The sequence below is a fragment of the Fodinisporobacter ferrooxydans genome, from assembly GCF_022818495.1.
Taxonomy (GTDB): Bacteria; Bacillota; Bacilli; order Tumebacillales; family MYW30-H2; genus Fodinisporobacter; species Fodinisporobacter ferrooxydans.
Map to the genome: position 1 here is coordinate 3,505,383 of NZ_CP089291.1, position 24,211 is coordinate 3,529,593.

A 24,211-nucleotide genomic window follows, 5' to 3' on the forward strand; every position below is an offset into this window, starting at 1 on the left:
CGTGTGACAGATTCATTTTCCATTGAGCTTCCCTTCTCAAAACATATCGTAACAATGGTGGAGCAAGCAGAAGAGGAACTGCAATCCATATATCGGCAAATCGATCAAAATGCATTGTGGAATCAGCAAAAAGTCTTGCAGGCATTTCATAAGTATCAGTTGGCGGATTTTCACTTCACAGGTTCCACCGGGTATGGCTATAATGATGCCGGGAGAGAAGTTTTGGAGCGGGTATACGCCGAAGTGTTCCAAGCGGAAGCAGCACTTGTGCGGCCGCATATCACCTCTGGAACACATGCCATTGCATTGGCATTATTCGGTGTGCTGCGTCCGGGAGACCAGCTTTTATATGCAACCGGTAAGCCATATGATACATTGAAAAACGTCATCGGTGACGCAAAGAACACTGCAAATGAGGGATCTTTGGCCGATTTTGGCATACATAGTACGTACGTTCCTTTGCAAGACGACGGAACACCCAATATTGACGGACTTTTGCAAGGTATCACACCAAAGACAAAAATGATCGGAATTCAACGGTCCAGCGGGTATGATTGGCGTCCAGCTTTGACGATTCAAGATATCGACAGACTTGTACGTGTGATCCGTTCCGTCAATAAAGACGTGGTCATTTTTGTTGACAACTGTTATGGAGAATTTTGCGAGCCATTGGAGCCGACACAAGTGGGTGCGGATCTTGTCGTCGGATCTCTGATCAAAAATCCGGGCGGCGGTCTTGCTCCAAGCGGGGGCTACATAGTGGGGAAAGAACCGTATGTCAGACAGGCTGCCGGGCGTTTGACCGTCCCGGGAATTGGCGGAGAAGGAGGTGCCACTCTGGGAACGAACCGCAGTTTGTTGCAAGGCTTGTTTCTCGCACCCCATGTGGTTGGACAAGCATTGAAAGGAGCTGTATTGGCAGCTTATGTATTTGACCAGATCGGAATGAAGACATCTCCCGCATGGAATGCGACTCGTACGGACTTGATCCAGGCGATTGAATTTGGAGCGAGAGAACGACTGATCACGTTTTGTCAGGCCATTCAATCGTCGGCGCCGGTAGATTCTCATGTTCGCCCAGAGCCTTGGGCAATGCCCGGATACTCCGATGAAGTAATCATGGCAGCGGGTGCATTTATACAAGGTTCCTCCATTGAACTTAGTGCAGACGGTCCAATACGCCCACCTTACATTGGATACATGCAAGGTGGATTGACGTATGAGCATTGCAAATTGACGATCCTGCAAGTATTGGAGGATCTCTATTCACTCTAATTCTTTGACTCGTGCCGTTTGATGTTTGATGTTTGATGTTTGATGGAAGCTGTCAATATTTCTGACAGCTTCTTGACATTTCTATATGAACTGGTATATGATATAAAGTACACAAGAATATATTGTATTAACAAATATAAGGTAAGAGATCGGAAGGATGATCGAGCATGAGCGACACATTACGCCGCAATCTCGCATTGTTTCCCATTGGCATTGTTCAAAAGCTTACAGAGCTTACCGCTCGTCAAATAAGATATTACGAACAACATGAGCTCATTCAGCCAGTACGTACGGAAGGAAACCAACGGTTGTTTGCCTTCAACGATGTGGAACGCTTGCTAGAAATCAAGAAGCTAATTGATCAAGGGTTGAATATTTCCGGAATCAAAAGGATTTTGGGACCTTTGGAAGCGCATTCAGATTTACCGAACAAAGAAGAGCAGGAAAAAACAGGAGAAATTTCCGAGCAGGAGTTGCATGATTTACTCAAACAAGAATTATTGACGGCCAGAATGAATCGGCCTGGAGTTGCAAATTCTCTTATTCAAGGGGAATTGTCTCGATTTTTTCATTGATGTCGCTTCAATGAAGCGAATCCACGAATGGATCTGTTGAAGCAGTCGGATGTATTTTTGGTTCCTTTGTTTCAGCAGATATTGTATGACCAGATTGCCCACTACAATCCACAGGGAATGGTAGCATCCTTTCGCTGTGGATTTTTTTATGAAAGAAAACGAAATAAAAAATTGATTGATTACCAAAAATATGACACAATGATAACGATTGTGGAAGGAGGAATCTATGTGCAGGTAAACTTTACGCGTGAAGATATTCTACGTATGGCAAAAGAAGAAAATGTGCGGTATATTCGTTTGCAATTCACCGATTTACTTGGTGTCATCAAAAACGTGGAAATTCCCGTTAGTCAATTGACAAAAGCACTTGATAATAAAATTATGTTCGATGGTTCATCCATTGAAGGATTTGTTCGGATCGAAGAGTCCGATATGTACTTATATCCCGATTATAATACATGGCTCATTTTCCCTTGGGGAGATGAGCAAGGGAAGATTGCACGACTCATCTGTGACATTTATATGCCGGATGGTACGCCTTTTGCCGGAGATCCGAGAGGAATTCTAAAACGCGCCTTAAAAATAGCGAATGATATGGGATTCTCGTCAATGAACGTGGGACCCGAACCGGAGTTTTTTTTATTTAAACTTGACGAACAAGGCAATCCGACAACCGAAATGAACGATCAGGGCGGATATTTTGATTTGGCTCCTGTAGATCTCGGAGAAAACTGCCGCCGGGAAATTGTGCTTGTACTGGAATCCCTTGGCTTTGAAATCGAAGCATCCCATCATGAAGTAGCCCCAGGACAGCACGAAATCGATTTTCGCTATTCCAATGCACTGACTGCTGCTGATAATATTATGACTTTTAAATTGGTCGTAAAAACTGTCGCACGCAAGCATGGTTTATATGCAACATTTATGCCAAAACCAATTTACGGCATTAACGGTTCCGGCATGCATTGCCATCAGTCATTGTTTAGCGGAAAATCCAATGCATTTTATGACGAAAGAGATGAACTCGGACTAAGCAAAGTTGCCAAACAGTTTTTGGCCGGTTTGCTGGCACATGCACGCGGGTTTACAGCCATAACAAATCCGACCGTAAATTCTTATAAACGATTGGTGCCGGGCTATGAAGCTCCGTGTTATATTGCCTGGTCTGCAAAAAACCGCAGTCCGCTTGTCCGGATCCCTGCATCGAGAGGATTAAGCACTCGAATTGAAGTTCGAAATCCGGATCCGTCATGCAACCCATATTTGGCACTCGCTGTCATGTTAATGGCAGGACTTGACGGGATTCGAAACGAACTTTCTTTACCGGCACCTGTCAATCGCAATATATACGTGATGAATGAAACAGATCGGGTGCGTGCCGGTATTTTGAGTTTGCCAGCCAATTTAAAAGAAGCACTGGATGAACTTTCTATGAATGAAGTCATGCGGAGCGCTCTGGGTGACCATGCATTTACTCACTTCTTAGAAGCGAAATTTATCGAGTGGGATATGTTCCGTACTGCTGTTCATCCGTGGGAGCGAGAGCAGTATTTAACAATGTATTAAAATAGATCAAGCCTTCACCCATTATTCCGATACTGCCAATATTCCGCATACCCCGTTTTTGAGAAAAAGCATTTGAGAAGATGCAAAGGATCGAAAACGGGTGTTTTTTTATTTGTCAATCGTTTTTACTCGGCACTAATAATTTCATACCCGGTGTAATGAGTGAAGAAGAAAGATGATTGATTCTCGTTAATCTGTAAACGACATCTCGTATATCTTCATTCGGTTTTACAATCTGCTGTGCGATATTCCAAAGGGATTGCCCCGGCAAAACCGTTACATAATGTTTTTTATGTAAATCAAAAGAATTGCTTGCTTGTGCATGATGCCCGCTCCAAATCCCCATTCCCAAAATACTTCCCGATACGATCAAAGTGAATAATGCGACTCTTCTAGAGATTTTCCGCTTTTTCATCGGATTTGCGATGGTTCTTTTGTGTGTATTCATGCCGATCACCCCTGTACAAACGTATGTTCTGATATGAGAATAATACAAACGTATGTTCGTGTCAATACGAACGTGAGTGTTTGTCCAAAAAAACGAATGTATGTTTGGACGAATGCATGTTTTCATGTTATAATTTTACAAGATCATTTTTATACAAGATTTCAATCAAATGATCCCATGCCTATTGCACTGCGCAAGAATTGATTTGATTTGAATTTGTTTGATTGCTAAAACATATGCGGTGTTTGAGAATTCTAGTACATAGATTTTAAAAAAGGATGATAGATTTGGTGAAACTTTCAAAACGCCAACAAGAGATCATGGATTTCATCAAACAGGAAGTGAAGCAAAAAGGCTATCCGCCATCTGTCCGGGAAATTGGGGAAGCAGTGGGATTGGCCTCCAGTTCAACTGTCCACGGACATTTGGAGCGTTTGGAACAAAAGGGACTATTGCGGCGGGATCCGACAAAACCGCGGGCGATCGAAGTGATCAACCTGGAAATCGGTACAGCTGTCGGGGAACATTATCCAGAGACGGATCGATCGGTTATCATGGCGCCTATCATCGGAAAAGTGACAGCAGGTCAGCCCATTACAGCTGTCGAGAATATCGAAGACTATTTCCCGTTACCGGCCAGTATGCGGAATGAACCATCGATTTTCTTGCTGCATGTAGCAGGGAATTCCATGATTGACGCCGGCATTTTCGACGGAGACATGGTCGTCGTTCGCCAGCAGCGAACTGCACAAAATGGCGATATTGTCGTTGCCATGACCGAGGATGAAGAAGCAACGGTAAAACGTTTCTTTCGGGAGGCGGATCACATTCGCTTACAGCCGGAAAATCCTGCGATGCAGCCGTTGCGTTATGCCAACGTGACAATTTTGGGGAAGGTCATCGGCCTCTACCGCAACATTCATTGAAAGCAAGAGGCGATCCGGATCATTGTCCAATCGTTTTTCAGTCAGTTCAACAGTTTATACAGAGGTGTGACTTGTTCATGTTCACTAACATTACATTTCGGGATGCCGGTATCAGCGATTTGCCAACCATCGTCGACATTTACAATGCAACCATTCCAAGCAGGATGGTAACTGCCGATACAGAACCTGTGTCAGTCGAAAGCAGGGAAAAATGGTTCAGCGATCATTCTCCGGCTTTCCGCCCTTTATGGATGATCGAATATGATGGGAAAGCATGCGGATGGGTGAGCTTTCAATCCTTTTACGGGCGACCCGCGTATAACGCAACGGCAGAAATCAGCATTTATATTCATCAAGATTTCAGAGGCAAGAAAATTGGCCAATATAGTATACAGAAAGCGATTGATGCTTGTCCTAGGCTCCGGATTAAGACATTGCTGGCATTTATATTTGGTCACAACGAACCGAGTCTTCAGCTATTTGCCCGATTCGGTTTCGAACAATGGGCACATTTGCCGAATATTGCAGAATTGGATGGAATTGAGCGGGATCTAATCATACTTGGCAAACGGATTTTTTGATCGCTGTTTTGAATGGTCATTTCGAATTCGATTCGAGCGAATTCGATCAGAGATATGTATGCAAACAGCCGGGATTTCGAATCACCGTGAAATCCCGACTGTTTGCTGTCGTTTCCCCTATTTTCCCAATTGCGCCGCAACCTTCTTTAAGATTGGGGTACCGCCAACAAAACGCGAAAAACGTACGCTAAGCAATCAAATTCAGTAAAAAGCCGGTTTCCCTGTACGCTAAGGTTGCCCGGCTTTTTGTGTCTCTAAGTGTCGGAAGATAGTTGTTTCAGTGGTCGCAATGATATTAATGTGGTGGTATGCTTCATATCAAACTTGTATTCACACTAGAAAGTTGATATGTTTCCTCCTAAGAGGCGAAATGTGCAGTAGCAGTTCATACTTGAACGTTCCAGTAGACCTTTTGAAGTCCGCTGCTTGTGAAAGGTAAACAGTGTTCCATACGCTGATTGCATTAAATAGCATCTCGGCATTCGGGATGGTCGAAAAAGGGGATTAAATGAAAATCATCAAAGTTAGACTGGAAAAAGTGGATCATGAAAATCATTTTCCAAAAATGGGCAGACTGGCAGAATTTTTTGAAGCCGTTTTTTAAAAAAATTAGGCTACATGAGGACAAATCATCGACTTGAGTTGATCCCACTGCTCCTTCTGGGTCACGTACCACGCATCCATGTGTTGGCAAATCATGATGTCATAGATACGTATATACCATATCATGGTGGAACGATGCCTGCTCGACTCAAGCTTGTAATCGATTTTCTCCCGCTTGTTGGAACGCTCAACGGAGGTGCGGCGGCCATAAATGAGGTTCCACTTCTCCGAGTTCCACGGTGTTTTCGTGAACGACCTTGGATTATCGCTGGTTTTCGTGTAGAAGGTACGACTATACTTGGCCGTAGAGCAGCCGCAAGTCGGTGAATATCTCCACTTGCGACGATGGCCGCTTGTGATCCGTTCCATTGAGCTTCATAAGGGTTCCATTGGGACAAATAGGAATGCCCGATGGTGAGATTTGGATATCATTTGAACTCCTTCTTGGTGTGTTCTTCACAGAACGAACGTTCAAATCAATGAAGGGCTCCATACCTTGGTGTTCCAACAGCAGGTAAATGGATTCCGTATCATGAGCGGCATCGAGAAGCATCTTGTCTACCGTGCCCAAGGTGAAACGTTGCTTGAATTCAACTGTACTTAGGACCAGACTTACAGCGTCGTGCCGGGAAGCAGGCTGCAGTTTGGGGTACAAAGACAAATCGTGTTTACTGTCCGCCGCAGAGATCATGTACAGATGGTATCCGTTAAAGTATCGTTCTCTGGCGCTATCCTATCCCGAGTCGCAGTCGGGTTGGGAGTAAATGCGATCATGATTGCATTCAGCCATGCCGCGGGTACGACAATCACAAGTCGGTTTGCTTCGGAGGTAGGCGGCAGTGGCGACTGGTGTGCTATCACCGGCCGCACTAAGTGCCGAGAGATCCCCGAGCAACCCCAAATTCGCCGAAACCGTAAGGATTTGCGTTTGAAAAAAGTGGAGTAGCCGATCGGTAGGCAAACTGGTTTTCTTAGCAGTGTGAAGAATCATCCACTAAACCAAACGTTTGATTCTTCCAGGCGTGGCAGTAGGCGCTTTTTCTGCTTCGTCGGCTTCAAGTGTTTGTTGGTTTGGGGCCAGAGACATTTGAAAAAGTCGTAGAAGGTTCCTACTCTTGGAATAACGTCTAAGGCGAAACCGCTAAGAATGGCATAGATGGGCGTACGTTTCATTTCGTTAATCCATTCGGTAAGACCTTTTTCCGGATTTGTCATCAGGAAAATGAAGAAGGAGCGAAGCGTGGAAGCTGGATCGCGAGGCTCAGGCCCCCGGTCGGAGTAGAGGTCGTGATATACGAAAGGTCAGTATTCCAGAATTTGAGCACGAGCGGCCAGTCTTTATTGACGATGACGATACCCGGCCCGTAATTGATGCGAAGCTGTTCCAGAACGAAATCCTGATAAGACGCGTGAGGAATGAATCCAGGCTTTAAAATGAACACCCCATACTTTGGTAGTAGGGAAAATAAATCCCTCATCGCACGGTTATTGGGGTGTTTCTGAAAAGTCAAGTGTTTTTTAATAATATTTCAACATTTAATTTCCAGCTTGGAATGTTCCTAAATTAAAAAATCTCCCTACGAAAGTGGGAGGATAGAAGTTTGGATGGTACGAGGAAATCCTTGTCCCATCTAGCTCGGCGAATGCCGAGAGTCTATTAAAATGGGAGGGAGGAGAAAAGAAACACGTATCAAAATGGGTTTTCACCCCCCTTTTTAGCTAAATTTTCAGATGAATATATACTTATTTTAGAAAAACGATTTTAATACATTTTTAATGGGATTAAGAAAGTGAAATGTATTTTAAGGTCTTACACCGGGATGTTGTTTTTGCCATTCTAATTGGTGTTGCTTTAATCCTTCTTTAGTAGTTCTCACAAAAGTACCGTAAGGAAGTACAATTTCCTGAATGTTTGGATTTTTTAGTGCTTCGTCTTCACTATGAGTAACTTGATTAGGATTAAAGTTTCCTGGCTTATCAGTTCTCACAAATATACCTGTAGGCATTGTTATCGATTGTATATTTTTCACAATTTCTTCTCTTTGTTTTGCGGTAAGTGTTTTTTGTTGAATTGAGTGCCCGTTTAAAGAAGGACCAGTAATTCCTTTTGCAAAACCAAATAAAGCAACAGCAGCAATTGGTAAAGCTGCAATTGTAGTTATCTTAATCCACTTTTTCATGTTATTATAAATCTCCTTTCATCCCTGAATTAATAATATACATAACCATTTCCATCTGTTGCTAATCCTGGTGTACCATAAGTCCAATAGGCTTTATTATACACTTCCAAGTTATAACTGTGACTATTACTGGGTTGGACATTAGACCAAGTAACATAGGCATCCGAATTTGTGTAGTTACCGTAAATTTCCTGCCAATAACCATTTGCATAATCTCCTATATCGTAAACCATATCGGCAGTTCCAGCCGAAGTTCCGTCAGTAGGGTATTGAACTAAATCCATCTGAACGTTCTCAACACTCTTAACATCAAAAGCAAATGCATCCGGTAGATATGTAGTAATACCTTGCCAGACGATAAGTGGGCTTGTACTTGCGAACGCAGTTAGTGGCGCGGCAATCGCTAATGTTGCTAATGCTCCTATAACAAATTTTTTCATAGTCTAACCTCCATTAATGATAGCGATACAAAATATGTAAGTATAAGTTATTAGAATTGAATATTTACCAAATTCCCACCCCTTTCTAAGAAAAAGACTACCATATTTCTTTTTAAAAAACGATTTTCATACGGTAAGGTACATTAACACAGAAATTCCCAAATTTGTGACAGTTTAATATTTTTAGGAGGATAACTATTTGATTTGACGAATAATTTTGGAAGTAAGATAATAAAATTTTAACTTTAAAGGTTTTTATTGGAATGTTATACGGAGGTAAATAATGTATTTTTTTAATGATTTAACCAAACAACTTAAAGATTTATGTACTTCTGGACTAGCTATAAGTCCTTGGTTAGCGGGTGTAGATGGAACTGGTCGTTTTGATCCTATTATTTTTGAGATTATTGATTCTGCGGCACTCGATTTTACAGCTATACATTGGACAGAAGAAGAACGAATTAAGGCATTTGGAATACTTCCAGTTCATGAACGATTACCAAGAACGGCATTATACGAAACAATTGCTTCAACGGCCGTTCTTCTCGCGAATGATCGAACTGGATATTTAGATGTTGAAGAAAATCTGTCTCGAGAAGTGATTCAAATGGTTGAAAACTTTGTAACAAAATATGGTCTTGGTACATTTGTTCAAATTTACTGCTTGGTTACCAGCTATGAAAACCAAAATGCGTTGGCATATTATAAATCCATTCCGGAAAAGGAGTTTTTGTTAGGTCACTGGCATCGGCCATGGATTGATTATACGTTAACGGATGAACTTGTACTTGGAACACTATTGCAGAACTATCAAATTGTAATTCGTAAAAATCGTCGCTACGTCGAAATGAGCGACCAAGGGTATGAAGCATTTCGAAAAACAGGAGAAATATTAAATAAATCTGGATATCTCGAACATCGGATGCACTGGCTTCACATTTCGCAATTTAATTTATTTGATGATTATGAAACGATGGCACATGCAATATGGCCTGAATCCATTTCTTTAAGACAACGGTTTCTTGAGTGGTCAGGAATTAAATCTGGGATGAAGGTATTAGAGCTTGGATGTGCAGATGGTGAGTTTACGTTTGATGGTGGACTTGCCCAACTAGTCGGTCCAACCGGACGCGTAATTTCCATAGATCCTTCAGCACGAATGATTGCCCGAGCTGAAACTAAACGCTGCAATCTTGATGTTGATTGGGTTGAATTTCGGAAAGGGAAAGCAGAATGTCTTCCCTTTGATGATGGGACCTTTGATGCAGTAATTGGAGTAGGGTTTCTACATTTTACTGACCTCGAAGTGGCCTTACGGGAAATGAAACGGGTTACCCATTCGAATGGTATTGTAGCTAGCTTCCATCCGTTAAAAGCTCGGCTCGATGTTGAGTTTTTTCAACAGTGGTTTTCCCCTTTATTGGAATTATCGGTACAACGAAAAGAACCTCCGAAAGATTTTTTATTATTTCCGAATCAAGCACCATTAGCTTTTGAAAGTGCCGGTTTCCATAATGTTATAAAAGACGAAGCTCCCTTAATTACACTATTTCATGATCCGGATAAGGTAATCCAACACTTTATTTACGGGGTGGGATGGTTTCAAGAGGAATTATCGATGCTTCCATGGCGGGCACGTAAAGAAATTGTGGAACTTTTGAGACAAAGAGGTCACGAAATAATTACCAACTATCCGAAAGACGAACTTGTCTTTACATTTCCAATGCAAATGGTAAAAGGTGAAGTGATATAAAAATAAAAACGCTAAAGGCAAACCCTGTGAAAGCAGGGGTCACAAAGCTACAGGGGCTAAATAAGAATCTCATATTGCCAGTCAGCTGCCGTCAGCTGTCTCCACCCCTGATTTCTATTATAGGGAGAGGAGTAGATTGATTACTTGACTATTATTAACGGAAAACGTATCTCTATTGGACAAGATTGTTATCTTGAATACTGGTCTTTATATAAAGACAATGCTAAAGTCGCACTTTCACCTACTCAGTTCCGTATACTTCAATACTTGGCACTGAATATTGGGAACCCTGTATCCACAGATCAATTGATTTTGAACGTTTGGGGGCCAGAGACTTTGATTGGCCCTAATGATTTACATGTTCATATTAAACGTTTACGGGATCGATTAGAGGACGATGGTCGTAATCCTAAATGCCTTTTAACGATTCGCGGTATCGGATACATACTGTATCCAAGGGAAAAGTAAAATGATAGCCTTTCGAGTTAAATAAATCGTATAATAAATAATTTTGTTGGCGGTACCCCAGATTGAACCGTCAATCATTCTGTTGACATCAACAGCTCCTTGCACAAAATTGTTCTTCTTGTAAAAATTATATTGATTCTTCACACTGTCCGCATCTACCTGTGTGTTTGGATCGTCAATGCTACTGTTTCGTTACCCGAATGATCAGTGTAAACTTTCCCCACATGTCCAATCACCAGTTGCAATCTATCACCTCTCACTCTTAATCAAAACTCTATCGAGATTACAGGTGGAATTATACCACGGATCCCAGAAAATTTCGATAATAAGGAACGCGTCTAGTCCGAAATTCATCTCTTTCGGAGATGTAGGTTGACCCGCTCTATTTGTGTTCTCCTATTTGAAATGCAATACTTAAGTATAATCTGCAATCCAACAGAAAGAAGGTGCTTCTTGTGAAGATCGGTCTGGCGCTTGCAGGGGGAGGGGTCTCGGGTTCTGCAGCGATTGGCGTCATTCGTGCCCTCGAAGAAGCGGGCGTGCAAATTACACATATCGCCGGCACCAGTTCCGGTGCCATGGTCGCTGCCTTATACGCATATGGCTATTCAGTCGACCAACTGATCGAAATCGTTCCCCGTCTCAACCGTCAGCATTTGGATATCGACTGGAAAGGAATCCTCCTCAAATTGATCCGATACAAGCCGTATCTCGATGGATGTCTGAAAGGATATCGATTGCAAGAACTTCTTTTGCAACTGACAAATCATGAGGAAGTATCGGCGTTTCAAATTCCTTGTGGCATCGTTGCTACCGATCTGGCAGAAGGAAAGCCGGTCGTTTTTTCCAATCAGGCCATCGCCGGATATACAACGCTGAGCGATGTTTCCATCGCAGATGCAGTCCGTGCAAGCTGCGGCATTCCCGTTATTTTTCAGCCCCTTCGAATCCGCGAATTTGTGCTTGCAGATGGTGGTGTCCTGATCAATTGTCCGGTGCATCTGGTCAAGCAAATGGGAGCGCTTCATGTCATTTCCGTCGATCCGGTTGCTCCATTTGTCAAAAACCGCAAAGGGGCTCTTACTACATTCCGCTCCATTTTTTTTCATGTTGTAAACCTGACATTACAAGCACAGATGCAGCGGGAGCATACGTATGCAATGTTTACACTTCATCCCAACGTAGGTTCCGTCGGAGCTTTGGATTTTAAAAAAGTGATGCATTGTATTGAAGTGGGGTATCGACACACCAAATTGCATCTGCCGGATATTCTCCGATTGCTTGAAACATGATTTGCCAAAGAATATTCCTGTATTACGATTCCTCCTCTCAGCATACCGTAGCAATAAGGATCGATATCTGCAGAAATCCGCATAAAAGGGGTGTAGGTATGCTGAGAAAGATTCCATTAGGCATCCAGATCCTCATTGCCATGATTCTGGGGATTGTGGTAGGGGGAGCAAGCAAAACATTCGGCATTCATTTAAAAATTCTGGGCGATGCATTTATTCATTTGATTCAAATGGCGATACTGCCGCTCGTGTTCCCGCTGATCGTTTTAGGTATCAGTCAGATGCAATCGATTCGCCGGATCGGGCGAATTGCCGGGAAGACGATCCTGTATTTTGAGGTCATTACTACGATTGTTTTATTTATCGGCATTTTTTTAGCAGATGCGACACAGGTAGGTTCCGGTGTAAATCTCGCAGGTGCAAAAGGCAATTTGCTCCATGGGATTGCGAAAGGAATCGATTTTCAGGCATTTGTGCTAAACATGATTCCACATAATCTATTTGCATCGCTTACCCAAGGAAATCTTTTATCACTCGTTTTTTTCGCGTTATTCTTCGGCTTGGGAATGGCTGCTGTGGCTGAAAAAGCAAAACCGGTCGAGCAATTTCTCGAATCTGTTGCGAACATTATGTTTCAAGTCCTAGACTTTATTATACGCTTCGCTCCCATTGGAGTGTTTGGGTTTATCGCATTTGATATCGCCAATTATGGTTGGGCAAGCATCTGGCTGCTCGGTCAGTTTGTTGGCATCGCTTATCTGGGATTTCTCATCATTGTCTTTCTTTTGCTGCCGTTGGCCGCTCTCGTGTTTAAAGTCTCCTATATAAAACTCTTGCGGGAAATTTGGGACCTTATCTTGCTCGCATTTACATCCCGCAGTTCGGAAATCGTATTGGCGCCGCTCCTTGAAAGGCTGAAAGGCTATGGTGTCGATGAATCGATCGGATCCTTCGTACTGCCTGTGGGGTATTCCTTTAATCTCGATGGAGCGACATTATATGAATCGATTGCCGTACTTTTTTTGGCACATGCCTATGGCATCCAGCTCACATTTGTCCATCAATTGGAGATTATCGGCGTTTTAATGGTATTGACTAAAGGATTGGCCGGTGTGCCGTCTGCGGCCATCGTAATCTTGCTTTCGACTGCAAAATCCATCGGAATTCCGTTGGAAGGTGTCGCATTACTGCTCGGAATTGATTTTATTATCGATATGGGGCGAACGGCTGTAAACGTAGTGGGAAATTCATTGGCTGCAGTCATTGTAGCCAAATCAGAAAAGTTGTTCCAGCCGAAAGCTTCCTTGCAATAATTGGAACGTTTGAGTTGGCAGAAAAAAAGCACCGTTCCTGCAAAAACGGTGCTCTTGTACATGACATTAAGTATGATTGCAAAAACGGAGACTTTACGTTGCGGCCACAATCGGCGAGGAAAAAATGGCATGACTGCTCTGCGAAATGCATTAAAACATCCGCTCAACCGGCAGTGATTCGATGACTTGATCGACCGCAGTCGGACTGACAATCGTTGGACTGACAATCCGATTGGAGCGGCGATATGAAACATTCAGATAAACGATCAATATGATCGAAAAACAAACGGCTATGCTTAAAACAGTAACAAGTACTTCCCAGACAACCGATTCCACACATCATACCCCCTTCATTTCCAAGCATACCAAAGAAATGGATTTCGTGTAATTATATAGTATACCCATTCGGTGATTTCTATATATAGTAAATAGTGGGTTTTCAGAAGGATTTTGTCATATAAGAAAGGGAGTTGTTTTCAAGCTGGAAAGGAGCGATGTACGTGGATGTATATCGGGCTGTCGGTATGAGTGTTCCACGCAAAGATGGGGCGGAGAAGGTCACCGGTCGTGCCAAATACACCAATGATTTTTTAAAACCTGGACTGCTCCATGCAAAACTCGTGACAAGCGTTTATGCACACGCGACTCTCGTCTCGATCGATACACAGAAAGCCAGGAATGTACCGGGCGTGCGGGCCATTGTTACAGGGGAAGATTTTCCGCTGCTGACAGGATCGCCGTTGGAAGATCGACCGCCGCTTGCCGTTGATAAAGTACGCTATCACGGGGAACCGATTGCCATCGTAGTAGCAGATCAGGAAAATATTGCAATGCAGGCAGCCAGCCTGATCGATGTCAAATACGCTCCATTGCCAGTCGTAAACTCGCCTCGAGCCGCCCTTTCCGCCAATGCGCCATTGCTGCACCCGAATCTGGCAACGTATCATGTACATAGTGATGTGTATCCTGTCGCAAACACCAATATTGCGAACCACACCAAAATCCGCAAAGGCAATATGGAGGAGGGATGGAAACAATGTGATGTGGTCATCGAGGCAAATCTGTCTTTTCCGCAATCCGATCATGCCGCCATGGAACCCCGCTGTGTCGTCGCCGAAATCGCGCCAGACCATACCATATCGCTGATATCCGCATCCCAGTCCCCATTTATTATTCGAAGCCTGATCAGTCATTATTTTCAAATTCCCATCGAAAACGTGAATGTGCATACACCGTTTGTCGGCGGCGCTTTCGGCGGAAAAGCCCCTGTACAATTGGAATTTCTCGCCGTACTCGCTTCTTGGGCAGTCGGAGGGCGGTCTGTCAAATTGGCCAATGAACGGGAACAGGATTTTATCACATCACCTGTTCATATCGGACTGGATGCAGATATTCAACTGGGCGCTACAAAAGAAGGAAAATTTGTCGCGGCAGCCATTCAATATCGTTTTGACGGCGGAGCTTACTCGGATCGGGCAGTGATTATCAGCCAGGCGGCAGCTGTCAGCTGTACAGGTCCCTATGGGATTGACCGTGTGCATTGCGACTCGTTTTGCGTCTATACCAATCATCCATACGCCACCTCCTTTCGAGGATTTGGCCATCCGGAATTGACATTTGTGATCGAACGGGCGATCGATATGCTTGCTGCCAAATTAGATATCGATCCAGTGGAACTGCGTCTGAAAAATGCAATTCGACCGGGAGATACCAGTCCAACCCAGACATTGCTTACATGCAGTACTGTTGGAAATTTGGAAAAGTGCCTGGAATCCATCAAACAGATGATGAATTGGGAACAAGGCAGATATGAAAAAATTGATGATCATCGGGTACGCGCCAAAGGAATTTGTTCCTTTTGGAAAAACTCCAGTACGCCCACGAATGCCAGTGCAGGCGCTGTCTTGCTCTTTCATCCCAATGGGAGCGTGAATCTTGTTTGCGGCGCGGTGGAAATCGGCCAGGGGACCAAAACAGCTTTGGCACAGATCGCTGCGGAGCGACTCGGGATGGATGTGAATCACATTCATGTCGTCATGGATGTACACACAGACACAACGGCAGAACATTGGAAAACGGTAGCGAGCCGCAGTACATTTCTTGTCGGCAGAGCTGTGTTGGCAGCCGCTGAAGACGCCATTCGACAATTCAAATACAATGCATCCTTTGCTTTGCGTTCAGAACCCGCAGATTTGGAGGTTGGAGGAAACCGGGTGTTTCGCAAAGACAATCCTGCAGATGGCATCGATATTGTCGAAATCGTTCACGGGTATACGTATCCAAACGGAAACACAGTCGGCCATCCGGTCATCGGCCGCGGCAGTTATGTCGTTCACCATCTGACAACGTTAAATAAGGAGACGGGAAAAGGAATACCAGGCCCGGAGTGGACAGTTGGCGCACAAGGCGTAGAAGTGGAGTTGGATCTCAAGAATAGTACGTATAAAATTTTAAAAGCCGTTTCCGTCATTGATGCAGGAAACGTGCTCAATCCCAAGTTGGCCCGCGGACAGATCATGGGCGGCATGAGTATGGGGTTAAGTTTCGCCGGTCGTGAAGCGTTTGTGTATAGTGAAGAAGGCAAAATTCTCAATCCCCAGTTGCGGACATATAAGGTCCATCACTACGGAGATCACCCGGAATACCTGGTCGATTTTGTAGAAACCCCCCATCTGGAGGCTCCTTATGGCCTGCGGGGAATCGGAGAACATGGCGTGATTGGCATGCCGGCGGCGCTTGCAAACAGTTTATCAAGGGCTTGCGGCATCGATTTGAACTGGTTGCCGTTAACTCCTGAAGCCATTTGGCGGGCAAGAGGAGGCGGCAGATGATTCCTTTTGATTTTGCGTATTTTAAACCAAATACCCTATCAGAAGCGGTTCAAATCTACCAAACCTTTGCGGCACAAGACATGCAGCCGCTGTATTATGGGGGAGGAACCGAATGTTTGACCAGAGCGCGGCGCAACTCGCTTACAGCAGATGCAGTCATTGATTTAAAAGGGATTCCGGAATGCAATTCGATTGATTGGCAAAATCAATGGCTGGTGCTTGGGGCGACAGTATCATTGACAAAACTCTCCAGCGACCATTCGTTCCCACTGCTTGCAGAGACGGTTGCACAGATTGCAGACCGGACCGCTCGCAACAAAATAACGCTGGGCGGGAATATTTGCGGCAAATTGATCTATCGGGAAGCGGTATTGCCATTCTTATTGACAGATGCCCTGGTCTTGACGATGGGACCAAAAGGGTTGCAGTATAAATCCATCCATGAAGTGTTTCAGCGGCAAATGCGATTGGAAACAGGGGAATTTGTCGTGCAATTTTTGCTTGAAAAAACCTATGCCATGCTGCCATATGTAAGCATCAAAAAACGCCGCGTCGGCCATGTCGGCTATCCCCTTGTGTCAATCGCCGCATGCAAGCAATCGGATCGCATTCATGCAGCTTTTAGCGGTGTCTGTGCATTCCCTTTCCGCTCCAAAGAAATCGAAGATGAATTAAGCCAATCGGCTGTTTCCTACGATACCCGCATTGAAAGAGCCGTCAAACATTTGCCGGCGCCCGTTCTAAAGAACGTGGAAGGTGCTGCCGATTATCGTGAATTTGTTTTCAAACAAGCGTTGCGTGAGACATTGGAACGACTGGATGGTGTATGACACATGTGGAACGCCACAAAAGGAAAAGTGGAAGTGGAGCTTACCGTCAATGACGAGCAGCATCGGATTGTGATTCGGACGGCAGACACGCTTTTGTATACATTGCGAGACCAACTGGGTCTTACAGGCACGAAGATCGGATGCGAAAATGGCGATTGCGGCGCATGTACAGTCCTGATCGATGGGTACCCGATAAAATCCTGTCTGATGCTGACAGTGGAAGCGGTAGGCCAATCCATAACAACCATTGAAGGGCTGAAAGATTCCCCGATACAGCAGGCATTTCTCGCAACAGAGGCATTTCAGTGCGGATTTTGTACGCCTGGTTTTATCATGAATGGCCAGGGACTGTTGGCAAACGCACCGAACGCTACAGATGAAGAGATCCGTGAATGGCTGGAATCCAACATCTGCAGGTGTACCGGTTATGAAGAAATCGAGCAAGCCATCAAAAGGGTGCTTGCGGAAAATAAAACACTTGCGGAAACCAGAAAAAGGGATCCGTTTCCCCACGAAACGTAATCCATTCCTCGAAGCGCAGGAATCGGATGTAAAGAATCAGACAGGGATCGGATGTAAAGAATCAGACAGGGATCGGATGTAAAGAATCAGACAGGGATCGGATGTAAAGAATCCGATATGATAGAAAGAATGAAATAAAGGATGAGAGTGCTGTGGAGAGCATGTATCCGATTTTGCAAACACTAAAACAGACAGATCAACCGGCCGTACTTGCAACGATTCTCGAAGTGGCCGGTTCTTCCTATCGAAAACAAGGCACATCGATGTTGTTTTTGGACGATGGAAGGCAAGTGGGAATTCTCAGCGGAGGTTGTTTGGAAACCGATCTGGCCGCGCGTGTGCCAAGGATTCTGCAAGAAGGGGAACCATTTCTTTGGGAATACGATTTGCGCCATGAAGAAGATTGGAATTGGGGCCAGGGCAGCGGGTGCAATGGCAGAATTCTCGTCATCATGGAAGTCGTCGATCCCCATATGCGTGAATTTCTCACACAGGCAAACAGCTTTCTTGAGGAGGGAATACCGGTTGTGATGGCAAAAGAATTCACGCTGGATCGAGAAAGAAAAGGATTTGGGATGTTTCCGTTGAAAAAGGAACTCATTCAAAAAGAACTCACCGGAACGTGGCATGGGGAATGCTCCGCGAATTTGCAAGAGTGGATAAAGATTCAAATATCAGCCGAAAAACCGATGGAATCCGGTTTTCATCGTTTGTCAGCCGGCAATGCCAGCATTTTTACACAAGTCTGGCAGCCGCGCCCCCGTTTGATCATCTGGGGAGGAGGGAATGACGCAAAGCCATTGGTCGCATTTGCTGCTGCAGCCGGATTTCAGGTGATTGTGGCAGATTGGCGTCCCGATTTTTGTCATGCTGCCCGCTTTCCCGAAGCAGAACAATGTTTGATCGGCTTTCCTGCACAGATTGTCAACCAATTGGCATGTACGTCCCGTGATTTTGTTTTGTTAATGTCCCATCATTTTCAGAAGGATCAGGAATTTTTGCGTTTGCTGCTTGAGCAGCCATTACAGTATTTGGGTATTCTAGGTTCCAGGGATCGGATCGCACGCGTATTCCAATCCCAAAACGTACCCGAATATGTGCACGCTCCCGTAGGCCTGTCGATTGGCGCAGAAGGGCCGGAGGAAATTGCGGTCAGCATTTTGGCTGAAATGATTCAAAAGAAGAATACGAATCGACGATAAGGGTATAAAGATAAGGGTATCAATCAGTAAGGGTAGAATGGAGCCGAAATTGTCTATACTGGTATCGAATCTTGTATTTCTAAACTTTTTCTAACTTTTTCTTTTCCCCTATAGACCGGATCGCAAAAGATTTGTAACATAGACTGTGAGTTGCAAGATTTCGACAATATGAGACAATGAAGGGTGTATAGCATTTGCACCGAATGGAATAGGAGACATGCCATGAATCGTTTATTTAAAGGGTTTTCCATTGTATCTACCATACTTATGTTCTTGGTGATGATCGCCGGAACACTTGTCACAAATACAGATTCGGCACAAGGTTGCGGCAGCGATTGGCCGTTATGCAACGGAAGATTTGTACCGGAATACACGTTGCAATCGTTCGTCGAATATACACATCGGCTGGTTACAGGAATTGCGGGCATCGCCGTCATCGTTTTTGCCATTTGGGCTTGGCGGCGATACCGGGGGGATCGAACGGTAGCTTTTCTTGCATTGTTCGGTTGCTTTTTTATCATACTCGAATCCCTGCTCGGTGCTGCTGCTGTGCTGTGGCCGCAAAGCCCGCCTGTTTTGGCGCTGCATTTCGGGTTTTCCCTGCTGGCATTTACAGGCGTGTGCCTGCTTACGGTTTATACGCTGCAAATCGATCGGCAAAGCACCTATCAGCGATACCAGGTGTCCGGCGGGTTTCGCAAGTTTCTTTTCTTTGTCGTCGTTTACACATACGCCACGATTTATTCCGGGGCGTTTGTCCGTCATTCCGGTGCGAGCCTTGTCAATACAAGTGTGCTTGGTTCCTGGAATATCAGTGAATGGTTCAGCAATCGTCTGCTCTTGGTGCAGATGCTGCATCGATCGGCAGCCGGTCTGCTCTTTGTGTTTATCCTGATTATCTTTTTTTATGCACGACGGACGTATCGATTCCGGCGGCCTGACATTGTCATGGCAAGCACGTTGTCAGTGCTATTTGTCATATTGCAAATTGCAGCCGGCATCTATGCGATCAAATCCAATCTGCACATCTATTCGACAGTCCTTCACTCTACATTCATTACACTGCTGTTCGCAACGTTAAGTTACCTTTGTATGCAATCGATACACAAAGGAACGATTCGGCGGTAATTGCGAACCTGGAAATTCATAAACCCGAATCGAGTCCAAAATTGAGCCCCCAAAAGGGGCTTTTTTTCTTGTGGAACCAGCAGTCAAGTTTGAGAAATGGATACGAGTGCAACTTTGGAAAGAAGAAAAATTTGCAAATGGACTATTACAAAATGGCCATGAATTTGAGATACTACTATGGATTGGAAGCAAACGGACAATTGAGTGAAAACAACGCATATAGAAAAAAGCAGGGGAGATGGATTGTGAAAATAGGCTATCGAACAGTAAAAACGGCGATTGGAGTGTTTGTTTCTATTTTTCTTGCCCAATGGCTGGGGCTTACATTTCCGACAGCGGCCGGCATTTTGACGATTCTTTCGATTCAGATTACGAGAAAACGATCCTTGAAAAACGCATATGCAAGATTTTTGGCCTGTTTGCTGGGACTTGTGTTTGGATTTCTGTTTTTTAAACTTTTCGGGTACCATCCTTGGAGCTTGCTTCTTTTGACGCTATGCTTCGTGCCGTTTTTGGTCAAATGCCGGGTGCAAGAAGGATTTGTCAGCGCCTTTGTGATCGTGCTCCATCTGTACACGGTAAAAACATTTACGCTTGCTTTTCTCGTCAATGAGGTATCGATTATGGGAATCGGAATCGGGACCGGACTGCTTATGAATTTATATATGCCGAATATCGAACGAGATCTGCAAACGTATCAGCAAAAGATTGAGGAAAATTTTCGTACGATCATGAAAGAGTTGGCAGTTTATTTGAAAAATCATGAAAGCATGTGGGATGGAAAAGAAATGCTGGAAACGTCTGATCTTATCAATCAGGCGAAAAGTCTGGCGATTCGCAATGTGGAAAACCATCTGCTTCGGAATACCGACCGGTATTATCACTATTTTCAAATGCGGGAAGAGCAATTTAAGCTATTGGAGCGTGTCGTTCCATTGATTTCGACGTTATCCTACTCGGTGCCGCAGGGGGAAAAAATCGCCGATTTTCTGGAACATTTAAGCGAAAATATTCATCCGGGCAATACCGCACATATTTTTTTGGACCAACTTCGGAAAATCACAGAGGAAATCAAAAAAACGGAATTGCCGAAGACGCGGGAAGAGTTTGAAATCCGTGCGACACTCTTTGATTTTTTGCGGGAAATGGAACGGTATTTGCTGATCAAACATAAATTCAGGCCATAAAGAATTTCCTTGAAACCATAAAAATCCTGTTAAATCAATCACTTCTTAATGAATCCCTTTGATTGCTTTTGAATCATTGCCCCCGGGACATTCACCCAATTTTTTCGCCCGACATAGTATAAGGCATACTCGTGAAGATGAGGTGAGAGTCGATTTGCGAGTACCTTATCCAAGTAGGGGGTTCACGAAATGTGGAATCTGGGAACATTGATAAAACGCTGGATTGCGGCAATTGCTTCGGTCGGCTTGTTCGCATCCGTTGTTCTTGCCGGGTGCGGCACAGCAACTGGAAGCTCCTCAGCATCCGGCAGTCCTTCCGCAACTGCCAGCCAAGCGAATGGCAGCCATTCGCTTACAACGGTGAAAGTCGCCATGGATAATGCTCCTGCCGAGGCGGGCCTTATTTTGGGGATGAAGCTCGGCTATTTTGAAAAAGAAGGAATCAAAGTCGATTATGAAAAATTTGCATCCGGTACCGATATGCTGACATCCCTGGCTGCCGGGCAGGTGGATGTGGCGCGGACCGTTATCAGCGCAGGCTTGTTTAATGCGGCTGCACGGGGTGTGGACATTCGCATCGTAGCAGATGGCGGCCAGAACTTTCCCGACAAACCGTACTTTGCGCTGGTTGTTGCCAAAAAACTCGCCGACAAAGTCAAAGACTTTAAGGATTTAAAAGGATTGCGGGTCGGGATTGCTTCCAAAGGTTCCATCAATGAGTTGTTTTTAAGCAAAGCATTGGAAAAAGCCGGATTGACGACAAAAGATGTCAAGGAAGTCGTGGTCGACTCCTTTCCGGACTTGCTTACAGGTGTGAAAACAGGAGCGATCGATGCGGCTGTCCAGATTGAACCACTCATTACCAGCGGTGTCGATCAAGGCGTCTATTCCTGGTGGATCAATCCAAAAGAGTATGCGCCAAATGAAGAGGTCTCCACAATCGCTTTCGGCAAGAAACTGGTCGAAAACAAAGATCTCGGCAACCGTTTCATGATCGCGTATCTGGAAGGCGTACGCGCTTACAATGATGCGATTCTTTACGGGAAAAACAAAGATAAGATCATTCAAATTCTCACAAAAGAAACATTTGTAAACGACCCCGCCACCTACAAGAAAATGAATCCCCCCATGTTGGATCCGAACGGCACGGTACCGAAAGAAGGAGTCATCAGCGACCAAAACTGGTATGTGCAACAAGGCATGGTGAAGAAAAAGGCGAACATCGATACGTTAGTGGATACATCCTATATCGACAACGCGATTAAAAAAATAGGAATGTACAAAAAGCCATAGTCATGTCTTGGCGAATCGGTTCCGAACCATGGATTTTTAAGACAGTACGTTTTACACAACCTCTGCAAGGAGAGCGCTTGCTCTCCTTGTGGTCGCATGGAGGGGGAGTACGGATGATGGAATGGCAAGCAAACTCTCACATCATAACAATTGAAGGCTCACACATACAAGATCGAAAAGCGGAACAGCGGGAGAAACAACGACAGCGTGTTTTGAAAATCGTATCTCCTGTATTTTTGTTGATCCTATGGCAGGCTGCGGACATGATACAGCTTTTGAATCCGATGTTTTTTCCTGCCCCGACGACGATTGCCGCTTCCCTGTGGCACGACATTCTGACAATCCAGGTCATTACGGATATAAAAAGCAGTTTGGTACGGATCCTTGCAGGATTTATCGCGGGAGCAGTGCCAGGTGTTCTGCTTGGTTTGAGCATCGGCTTATTTCCTCTCGTTCGTACGCTAGTCGAACCGATTGTGGCGACACTGTATCCCATTCCAAAATTGGCGTTAATGCCGATCGTGATGCTGCTGTTTGGTCTCGGAGAAAAAGAAAAAGTGATTGTGATTCTGTTAGGCGTGATTTTTCCGGTCATCATCAACACGGCAGCAGGTGTGATGAATCTGGATAAACGGTATTTGGATGTAGCGAAAAATTTTGGCGCATCCCGTTTAGACTATTACCGCACCATTGCACTTCCCGGATCCCTCGGCATGATTTTTACGGGACTCAGGCTTGGCATTGGGATGGCCGTGCTATTAATCGTCGCAGCCGAAATGCATGGCGCCAATTCCGGTATCGGCTACCGGATTTGGACCGCTTACGATATGTTTGATATCAATACGATGTTCGAATCCTTTCTGCTCCTTGCGTTGCTGGGCTACCTACTGACGGTGGCCGTGGATGAAATGGAGCAGAAAGTAATACCGTGGCGGCGGGGATAGGAGGGAAGAGTACAAGAATGACAAGTACAACGATGCAAAAAATTATTACGATCCATGGACTGCAAGCAGAATCTTTGCACATGGGATTGAATCCGCAGCAACGCCAACGGCTGCTTGCCGTCGGTTCCCCTCTCGCATTGTTATGTATCTGGCAACTGCTCGATGTGTTGGGGTGGATTGACAGCAAAGATTTTCCGGCGCCTTCGACGATTTTGTTCACAATGTATGACCATCTGTTGTCAGGGGCGCTCTGGGTCGACATCAAAGCGAGCCTGTATCGGATTTCCCTGGGATTTCTGTTTGGCGCCGTTCCGGGAATCATCATCGGCTTGAGCGTCGGATTGTTTCCCGTTGTCAGGAGAATCGTGGAACCTCTCGTATATTCCACATACTCCATTCCGAAATTGGCGATTTTGCCGTTGTTGATGCTGATTTTTGGGCTGGGTGAGACGGAAAAAATCATTTTGATCGCATTGGGTGTGGTGTATCCGGTTTTGATCAATACGTCCGCCGGCGTGTTGGAACTGGATTCCCGCTATTTGGACGTGGCAAAAAACTTTGGCGCTTCCAAATTGGATTATTATCGGACTGTGGCGATCCCAGGCGCGATACCGATGATGTTTACCGGTTTGAAAATCGGAGTGGCGGAAGCGTTATTGTTGATCGTCGCGGCAGAAATGGTCGGCGCCCAATCAGGAATCGGCTATCGCATCTGGATGTCCTATGAAGTGTATGACATGCCGACGATGTTTGTCTCGTTTCTGCTCATGTCTGCATTAGGCTATATCTTGAGTGTGCTTGTCGATGAACTGGAAACTCTGATCGTTCCATGGAAACAAAAATCGTGAACCTGA

24 protein-coding genes and 1 riboswitch are annotated in these 24,211 nt (G+C 44.8%); of the genes, 19 read left to right on the top strand and 5 right to left on the bottom strand.

All coding sequences use genetic code 11. From position 1 onward, the window contains the following. Nucleotides 1-54 precede the first annotated feature (54 nt). The 3 genes from LSG31_RS16865 to glnA all read left to right on the top strand — a co-directional run bounded on the left by LSG31_RS16865 (nt 55) and on the right by glnA (nt 3,416). Nucleotides 55-1,275, top strand: a complete 1,221-nt coding sequence (locus LSG31_RS16865) for a methionine gamma-lyase family protein (RefSeq protein WP_347439542.1) — start codon at nt 55-57, stop codon at nt 1,273-1,275. Nucleotides 1,276-1,442: 167 nt separating this feature from the next. Next, a complete protein-coding gene (locus tag LSG31_RS16870; RefSeq protein WP_347436222.1) occupies nt 1,443-1,850 on the top strand; it encodes a MerR family transcriptional regulator in 408 nt (135 codons plus the stop codon). 198 nt (nt 1,851-2,048) lie between these two features. Beyond that, on the top strand, nt 2,049-3,416 hold the full coding sequence (gene glnA, locus LSG31_RS16875; RefSeq protein ID WP_347439543.1) for a type I glutamate--ammonia ligase: 1,368 nt from the start codon (nt 2,049-2,051) through the stop codon (nt 3,414-3,416). 115 nt (nt 3,417-3,531) lie between these two features. On the opposite strand, the gene LSG31_RS16880 is transcribed toward glnA, so the two are convergent. Further along, nucleotides 3,532-3,864: a LysM peptidoglycan-binding domain-containing protein gene (locus tag LSG31_RS16880; protein WP_347436223.1), complete on the bottom strand. Its 333-nt coding sequence runs from the start codon at nt 3,862-3,864 to the stop codon at nt 3,532-3,534. Between the two features lie 287 nt (nt 3,865-4,151). Between LSG31_RS16880 and lexA the strand changes: the two genes are divergently transcribed. Together lexA and LSG31_RS16890 are read left to right on the top strand one after the other, a co-directional pair. Continuing rightward, nucleotides 4,152-4,790, top strand: coding sequence for a transcriptional repressor LexA (gene lexA, locus LSG31_RS16885; protein WP_347436224.1), 639 nt, complete (start codon nt 4,152-4,154; stop codon nt 4,788-4,790). 77 nt (nt 4,791-4,867) lie between these two features. Then, nucleotides 4,868-5,371 (top strand): GNAT family N-acetyltransferase, encoded by a 504-nt coding sequence (locus LSG31_RS16890; protein ID WP_347436225.1) that lies wholly within the window; start codon nt 4,868-4,870, stop codon nt 5,369-5,371. Nucleotides 5,372-5,701: 330 nt separating this feature from the next. Here LSG31_RS16890 and LSG31_RS16895 read toward each other — a convergent pair whose 3' ends face one another. Further along, nucleotides 5,702-5,845, bottom strand: a complete 144-nt coding sequence (locus tag LSG31_RS16895) for a Tn3 family transposase (RefSeq protein WP_347436226.1) — start codon at nt 5,843-5,845, stop codon at nt 5,702-5,704. 793 nt (nt 5,846-6,638) lie between these two features. On the opposite strand from LSG31_RS16895, the gene LSG31_RS16900 reads away from it, so the two are divergent. Further along, complete coding sequence (locus LSG31_RS16900; protein WP_347436227.1) at nt 6,639-6,920, top strand: hypothetical protein; 282 nt, start codon at nt 6,639-6,641, stop codon at nt 6,918-6,920. A gap of 856 nt (nt 6,921-7,776) precedes the next feature. On the opposite strand, the gene LSG31_RS16905 is transcribed toward LSG31_RS16900, so the two are convergent. Together LSG31_RS16905 and LSG31_RS16910 are read right to left on the bottom strand one after the other, a co-directional pair. After that, nucleotides 7,777-8,154 (bottom strand): hypothetical protein, encoded by a 378-nt coding sequence (locus tag LSG31_RS16905; protein ID WP_347436228.1) that lies wholly within the window; start codon nt 8,152-8,154, stop codon nt 7,777-7,779. Nucleotides 8,155-8,183: 29 nt separating this feature from the next. Continuing rightward, on the bottom strand, nt 8,184-8,594 hold the full coding sequence (locus tag LSG31_RS16910) for a hypothetical protein (RefSeq protein WP_347436229.1): 411 nt from the start codon (nt 8,592-8,594) through the stop codon (nt 8,184-8,186). 283 nt (nt 8,595-8,877) lie between these two features. On the opposite strand from LSG31_RS16910, the gene LSG31_RS16915 reads away from it, so the two are divergent. The 4 genes from LSG31_RS16915 (at nt 8,878) to LSG31_RS16930 (ending at nt 13,420) form a co-directional block, all read left to right on the top strand. Continuing rightward, nucleotides 8,878-10,347 carry a methyltransferase domain-containing protein gene (locus LSG31_RS16915; RefSeq protein WP_347436230.1) on the top strand — a complete coding sequence of 490 codons (1,470 nt, stop codon included), beginning with the start codon at nt 8,878-8,880 and terminating at the stop codon, nt 10,345-10,347. Nucleotides 10,348-10,353: 6 nt separating this feature from the next. Further along, nucleotides 10,354-10,440, top strand: a riboswitch (cyclic di-GMP riboswitch). Between the two features lie 51 nt (nt 10,441-10,491). Continuing rightward, entirely contained in the window at nt 10,492-10,815 is a 324-nt protein-coding gene (locus LSG31_RS16920) for a winged helix-turn-helix domain-containing protein (protein WP_347436231.1), read from the top strand. Nucleotides 10,816-11,270: 455 nt separating this feature from the next. Further along, entirely contained in the window at nt 11,271-12,107 is an 837-nt protein-coding gene (locus LSG31_RS16925; RefSeq protein WP_347436232.1) for a patatin-like phospholipase family protein, read from the top strand. A gap of 98 nt (nt 12,108-12,205) precedes the next feature. After that, nucleotides 12,206-13,420, top strand: coding sequence for a dicarboxylate/amino acid:cation symporter (locus LSG31_RS16930; protein ID WP_347436233.1), 1,215 nt, complete (start codon nt 12,206-12,208; stop codon nt 13,418-13,420). A gap of 150 nt (nt 13,421-13,570) precedes the next feature. Here the strand turns inward: LSG31_RS16930 and LSG31_RS16935 are convergent, their stop codons facing one another. Continuing rightward, nucleotides 13,571-13,756 (bottom strand): hypothetical protein, encoded by a 186-nt coding sequence (locus LSG31_RS16935; RefSeq protein ID WP_347436234.1) that lies wholly within the window; start codon nt 13,754-13,756, stop codon nt 13,571-13,573. A 158-nt stretch (nt 13,757-13,914) separates the two neighbouring features. On the opposite strand from LSG31_RS16935, the gene LSG31_RS16940 reads away from it, so the two are divergent. The 9 genes from LSG31_RS16940 (at nt 13,915) to LSG31_RS16980 (ending at nt 24,205) form a co-directional block, all read left to right on the top strand. Then, the gene (locus LSG31_RS16940) at nt 13,915-16,251 is read left to right on the top strand and encodes a xanthine dehydrogenase family protein molybdopterin-binding subunit (protein ID WP_430734206.1); all 2,337 of its coding nucleotides are present in this window, start codon (nt 13,915-13,917) and stop codon (nt 16,249-16,251) included. After that, nucleotides 16,248-17,081, top strand: coding sequence for an FAD binding domain-containing protein (locus tag LSG31_RS16945; RefSeq protein WP_347436235.1), 834 nt, complete (start codon nt 16,248-16,250; stop codon nt 17,079-17,081). The genes LSG31_RS16940 and LSG31_RS16945 overlap by 4 nt, the downstream gene beginning before the upstream one ends. Before the next feature lie 3 nt (nt 17,082-17,084). Then, the gene (locus tag LSG31_RS16950) at nt 17,085-17,603 is read left to right on the top strand and encodes a (2Fe-2S)-binding protein (protein ID WP_347436236.1); all 519 of its coding nucleotides are present in this window, start codon (nt 17,085-17,087) and stop codon (nt 17,601-17,603) included. Between the two features lie 161 nt (nt 17,604-17,764). Next, on the top strand, nt 17,765-18,805 hold the full coding sequence (locus LSG31_RS16955) for an XdhC family protein (RefSeq protein WP_347439545.1): 1,041 nt from the start codon (nt 17,765-17,767) through the stop codon (nt 18,803-18,805). A gap of 222 nt (nt 18,806-19,027) precedes the next feature. Further along, entirely contained in the window at nt 19,028-19,933 is a 906-nt protein-coding gene (locus LSG31_RS16960; protein WP_347436237.1) for a COX15/CtaA family protein, read from the top strand. Between the two features lie 242 nt (nt 19,934-20,175). After that, a complete protein-coding gene (locus LSG31_RS16965) occupies nt 20,176-21,120 on the top strand; it encodes an aromatic acid exporter family protein (protein ID WP_347439546.1) in 945 nt (314 codons plus the stop codon). 189 nt (nt 21,121-21,309) lie between these two features. Next, nucleotides 21,310-22,413 (top strand): ABC transporter substrate-binding protein, encoded by a 1,104-nt coding sequence (locus LSG31_RS16970; RefSeq protein ID WP_347436238.1) that lies wholly within the window; start codon nt 21,310-21,312, stop codon nt 22,411-22,413. A gap of 113 nt (nt 22,414-22,526) precedes the next feature. After that, on the top strand, nt 22,527-23,357 hold the full coding sequence (locus LSG31_RS16975; protein ID WP_347436239.1) for an ABC transporter permease: 831 nt from the start codon (nt 22,527-22,529) through the stop codon (nt 23,355-23,357). 17 nt (nt 23,358-23,374) lie between these two features. Continuing rightward, a complete protein-coding gene (locus tag LSG31_RS16980; RefSeq protein ID WP_347436240.1) occupies nt 23,375-24,205 on the top strand; it encodes an ABC transporter permease in 831 nt (276 codons plus the stop codon). Nucleotides 24,206-24,211: the final 6 nt, after the last annotated feature.

Excerpts from the sequence above, each read along its gene's own strand:
- LSG31_RS16865 (WP_347439542.1), top strand. The coding sequence starts at position 55 with ATGGTGGAGCAAGCAGAAGAGGAACTGCAATCCATATATCGGCAAATC.
- LSG31_RS16870 (WP_347436222.1), top strand. The coding sequence starts at position 1,443 with ATGAGCGACACATTACGCCGCAATCTCGCATTGTTTCCCATTGGCATT.
- glnA (WP_347439543.1), top strand. The coding sequence starts at position 2,049 with ATGATAACGATTGTGGAAGGAGGAATCTATGTGCAGGTAAACTTTACG.
- LSG31_RS16880 (WP_347436223.1), bottom strand. The coding sequence starts at position 3,864 with ATGAATACACACAAAAGAACCATCGCAAATCCGATGAAAAAGCGGAAA.
- LSG31_RS16890 (WP_347436225.1), top strand. The coding sequence starts at position 4,868 with ATGTTCACTAACATTACATTTCGGGATGCCGGTATCAGCGATTTGCCA.
- LSG31_RS16895 (WP_347436226.1), bottom strand. The coding sequence starts at position 5,845 with ATGCTATTTAATGCAATCAGCGTATGGAACACTGTTTACCTTTCACAA.
- LSG31_RS16905 (WP_347436228.1), bottom strand. The coding sequence starts at position 8,154 with ATGAAAAAGTGGATTAAGATAACTACAATTGCAGCTTTACCAATTGCT.
- LSG31_RS16910 (WP_347436229.1), bottom strand. The coding sequence starts at position 8,594 with ATGAAAAAATTTGTTATAGGAGCATTAGCAACATTAGCGATTGCCGCG.
- LSG31_RS16915 (WP_347436230.1), top strand. The coding sequence starts at position 8,878 with ATGTATTTTTTTAATGATTTAACCAAACAACTTAAAGATTTATGTACT.
- LSG31_RS16930 (WP_347436233.1), top strand. The coding sequence starts at position 12,206 with ATGCTGAGAAAGATTCCATTAGGCATCCAGATCCTCATTGCCATGATT.
- LSG31_RS16940 (WP_430734206.1), top strand. The coding sequence starts at position 13,915 with ATGTACGTGGATGTATATCGGGCTGTCGGTATGAGTGTTCCACGCAAA.
- LSG31_RS16945 (WP_347436235.1), top strand. The coding sequence starts at position 16,248 with ATGATTCCTTTTGATTTTGCGTATTTTAAACCAAATACCCTATCAGAA.
- LSG31_RS16950 (WP_347436236.1), top strand. The coding sequence starts at position 17,085 with ATGTGGAACGCCACAAAAGGAAAAGTGGAAGTGGAGCTTACCGTCAAT.
- LSG31_RS16955 (WP_347439545.1), top strand. The coding sequence starts at position 17,765 with ATGTATCCGATTTTGCAAACACTAAAACAGACAGATCAACCGGCCGTA.
- LSG31_RS16960 (WP_347436237.1), top strand. The coding sequence starts at position 19,028 with ATGAATCGTTTATTTAAAGGGTTTTCCATTGTATCTACCATACTTATG.
- LSG31_RS16970 (WP_347436238.1), top strand. The coding sequence starts at position 21,310 with ATGTGGAATCTGGGAACATTGATAAAACGCTGGATTGCGGCAATTGCT.
- LSG31_RS16975 (WP_347436239.1), top strand. The coding sequence starts at position 22,527 with ATGATGGAATGGCAAGCAAACTCTCACATCATAACAATTGAAGGCTCA.
- LSG31_RS16980 (WP_347436240.1), top strand. The coding sequence starts at position 23,375 with ATGACAAGTACAACGATGCAAAAAATTATTACGATCCATGGACTGCAA.